Origin of the sequence: Bacillus sp. AP50 (genome assembly GCF_040492675.1) — a bacterium.
GTDB classification, from domain to species: domain Bacteria; phylum Bacillota; class Bacilli; order Bacillales; family Bacillaceae_G; genus Bacillus_A; species Bacillus_A cereus.
This window is the reverse complement of record NZ_JBEUTW010000167.1, coordinates 1-3,499: the sequence shown is the minus strand read 5'-3', so window position 1 is coordinate 3,499 and position 3,499 is coordinate 1. Positions and strand designations below refer to the sequence as shown.

Sequence of the window (3,499 nt, the reverse complement as noted above, 5' to 3'; positions counted from 1 at the left end):
GAACTGTTTGGTTTCATATCAAAAAAATAGTGTGATATTTCATTAGTAGTATCTTCTATTTTAAAAGGTTTTTGTTCGTAATCTTCTAGAACAATTAATCCATATTTTCGGTTTTCATTAATAGTATGTACGAATGATAATGTTACATTAATTTTATTATCCTCACTAGTAATTGTACTACCATTGTTAATATGTTGGCCTTGATTATCCTTCAATCCGTAAGAAATAGTATTGGTTTGTTGCTCTCGTTTATTTTCTATGGAAGGTGGATGAGGTTGTATGAATGAAGTATTGAACAAAATATAAATTGTAAGTAATGAAATAAGTAAAACACCGCTAATAATATATATTTGTTTCATAAATTGCACCTCAATATATGTAAAATATTATAGAAAAAAGATATGCAAGATGCATATCTTTTTTCTCTTTCTTACCAGAAAGCTTTTGTTTCGTGATTCACATCATTATAACCACTTAATTTATAGGTATGATTACCGATAGCGTAATCATCTCCATAATAAATGCTTGTGTTGGTCGCTGTAGCACTTACAAAGGATGATTTTTTTGCACTATTACTTTTCGTATTTACTAATGAGCCATCGCCATTGAAAGTTCTTGCTTTTGCATAAACATAGTCTTCGGTCGTAGTTGATTTCGATTTAGCAACTGCATATGGGTTACCAAAAAAGGGAGTATATACGCTAATGTTAGAGTCATTCTTAGGTGCAGCTGCAATAGTCAAACTAGGAACACTAGATGTTTTTGTTGATTGAATTGTATCAAAGTCAACTAAAACGGGCTGCTTGTCTACAGTATCGATCTCTGAAGCACTTGCGTTATTAGTAAAACCAAAACCTAAAACCGCTAACCCTAAAGTTGTCACCGATAAAGATTTTTTCATATTCACTAATTTTCCCACCTTTTTAAATTTTTGAGTTCGAACTCAATTCATACAATATATGAAAATTTCGAAACTCTCAATGGTTTATCCCATACTTAACTTTTCTTTTACTTTCGATTCAACATGTCTTCATTTGCAAAAAAGCGAATATATCTTCTAATGCTTAGCCAGCAAGGGATACAGGTTTAACTTTATGAAATTCGTGTAAATTTAAATCTATTCATGTCAGAATCTCTGTTATTTTTAAGTTCATATGGGAACCTTATTAAGAAAAGGATGGTAACAAAAATGACAATCGATCGAATTTGTACAATTGGACCCGCAAGTAATAATAAAGAAACGTTAGCGCAGTTAATAAAGAATGGTATGAAAATTGTTCGACTGAATTTATCGCATGGCACGCATGAAAGTCATAAAGACATCATTCGTTTAGTGAAATCATTAGATGACTCTATTAAATTTTTGGGTGATGTACAAGGACCTAAAATAAGATTAGGTGAAGTGAAGGGAGGGCAAATTACACTTCAGGCAGGAGATTCTTTTATTTTACATACACAACCAGTTACAGGGAGTAATACAGAAGCGAGTGTTGATTATGAAGGAATACCGAATGATGTGAAAGTAGGCAGTAGAATTTTAATTAATGATGGAGAAGTTGAATTAATTGTTGAAAAGATAAGTACGGACAAAATAGAAACGAAGGTAAAAACAGGTGGCAATATCTCATCTCATAAAGGAGTTAATTTACCAGATGCGGCTGTTCGTTTACCAGCTATTACAGAGAAAGATAAAAAAGATATTCAGTTTCTTTTAGAGGAGAATGTTGATTTTATCGCGTGTTCTTTCGTAAGAAAACCTAGTCATATAAAAGAAATACGAGATTTTATACAACAGTATAAAGAAACGTCACCTAATGTAATTGCAAAAATAGAAACGATGGAAGCAATCGAGAATTTTCAGGATATATGTAAAGAAGCAGATGGAATTATGATTGCAAGGGGCGATTTAGGAGTAGAGTTACCGTATCAATGCATTCCGCTTTTACAGAAAATGATGATTCAGGAATGTAATCGAACGAATACATATGTCATTACAGCAACACAAATGCTTCAATCTATGGTAGATCATTCTATTCCAACAAGGGCTGAGGTGACTGATGTGTTTCAAGCTGTACTGGACGGGACGAATGCAGTTATGCTTTCAGCTGAAAGTGCATCAGGAGAACATCCAATCGAAAGTGTGAGAACATTACGTCTCGTTTCAGAATTTGCGGAGCATGTTAAAAAAGATGGACCTTTTGCGATGAAAGATGTACTGCAATTACTGCGTGAGTCTCTGGATGAGTAATAAAAAGAGGGCGGATATGCATCCGCCCTCGTGTTTTTCATTCATACTATTCTTGCTCTTGCTCATCCAAAATCTTTTCAAACGCAGCAGATACTTTATCAAACTCTTCATCATTTTCAATGTATGAAAACTCATTATCTTCTTCTACTTTTAAAAAGAAAATATCAATGTCTTCCTCAGTTTCTGTTTGGATATCTTCAACAAAGGCAACTGCAATATATTCTGCGCCTTCGACATCCATCGCTCCAAGTACTTCTACTTCTTGCTCTTCTTTATTCTCATCACTAAGAGTAAACACTTCGCCAACTTCAATATCAGACATATTCATTCTCCTCCTGTTCGACTCTAAAAAATAGAGTGCTCAAACTGCATACATACTAATATATCTTTCCATGAAAAACCAAATTCATACATAAGAAAAACGACTAATAGTTCTTTAGTATAAGTATCCAGCTATTAGGAGCATTATTTGTGTGTGCTACATTACTTAATCCATTCAACAATTGTATCTATAGTCTGTCTTGTTTTATCACGTTTTGGATCTTCTTTACGGTAACCAAAGGCAACCATAACAGATACTTCAAAGTTATCGCCCTGTATAAGGCCTTCTTGACGAAGTAAAGAGTCTACTTTCTCTTTATCGAATCCTTCTATCGGACAAGAATCAATACCGATTTGAGCTGCGCTCGTCATCATATTACCTAAAGCAATATAAGTTTGTTTAGATGCCCAATCAAATACAGTACGATCGGATTGTAATAAGTTAAAATCTGTTTCCTGGAACTTTTTGAAGAATTCATATCTAATTTTTTGAGTGTCTTCAGGCAATCCAATAATATCGTTCATCATATATTTAATATACTCTGCATCATAATGCATATCTTTAATGTTTCTTGAAAGAACAATGACAAAATGACTAGCTGTTGCAAGTTGCCCACCAGCGCCCCATGAATACGGTTGTAGTTTTTCTCTTAATTCTTTATTTTGTACGACAATAAATTTCCAAGGTTCATATCCAAAAGAAGAAGGAGATAATCTGCCTGTTTCTAAAATGAATTTAAAATCCTCTTCTGAAATTTTGTGCATAGGATCGAACTCTTTACATGCATGTCTGAAATGAAAAGCCTCCATAATTTTCTCTTTTGTAATTTCGTTTGTATTTGTCATAAAAGTTCCTCTTTTCTTTAATTTATTTTGTAAGTAAATTATATTTTTAAAGTAACATAGATACAAGTACGCACATTTATGTGG

General features: G+C 33.1%; 4 protein-coding genes and 1 pseudogene. 1 reads left to right on the top strand and 4 read right to left on the bottom strand.

Going from position 1 to position 3,499, the window contains the following annotated elements:
- Positions 1-359: pseudogene (locus ABWK52_RS14470) on the bottom strand (hypothetical protein); the annotation flags it as partial.
- A 71-nt stretch (positions 360-430) separates the two neighbouring features.
- Positions 431-907 carry a hypothetical protein gene (locus ABWK52_RS14465; RefSeq protein WP_001056346.1) on the bottom strand — a complete coding sequence of 159 codons (477 nt, stop codon included), beginning with the start codon at positions 905-907 and terminating at the stop codon, positions 431-433.
- Positions 908-1,189: 282 nt separating this feature from the next.
- Here ABWK52_RS14465 and ABWK52_RS14460 point away from each other — a divergent pair, with 282 nt between their 5' ends.
- Entirely contained in the window at positions 1,190-2,248 is a 1,059-nt protein-coding gene (locus tag ABWK52_RS14460; RefSeq protein WP_000151088.1) for a pyruvate kinase, read from the top strand.
- Positions 2,249-2,294: 46 nt separating this feature from the next.
- On the opposite strand, the gene ABWK52_RS14455 is transcribed toward ABWK52_RS14460, so the two are convergent.
- Together ABWK52_RS14455 and ABWK52_RS14450 are read right to left on the bottom strand one after the other, a co-directional pair.
- Positions 2,295-2,576, bottom strand: a complete 282-nt coding sequence (locus tag ABWK52_RS14455) for a DUF1292 domain-containing protein (RefSeq protein WP_141537333.1) — start codon at positions 2,574-2,576, stop codon at positions 2,295-2,297.
- Positions 2,577-2,731: 155 nt separating this feature from the next.
- Positions 2,732-3,415: an NAD(P)H-dependent oxidoreductase gene (locus tag ABWK52_RS14450; protein ID WP_098541096.1), complete on the bottom strand. Its 684-nt coding sequence runs from the start codon at positions 3,413-3,415 to the stop codon at positions 2,732-2,734.
- Positions 3,416-3,499 lie beyond the last annotated feature (84 nt).

Bases quoted from the DNA above. Each gene is read 5' to 3' on its own strand.
- ABWK52_RS14450 (WP_098541096.1), bottom strand. From the start codon at position 3,415: ATGACAAATACAAACGAAATTACAAAAGAGAAAATTATGGAGGCTTTT.
- ABWK52_RS14455 (WP_141537333.1), bottom strand. From the start codon at position 2,576: ATGAATATGTCTGATATTGAAGTTGGCGAAGTGTTTACTCTTAGTGAT.
- ABWK52_RS14460 (WP_000151088.1), top strand. From the start codon at position 1,190: ATGACAATCGATCGAATTTGTACAATTGGACCCGCAAGTAATAATAAA.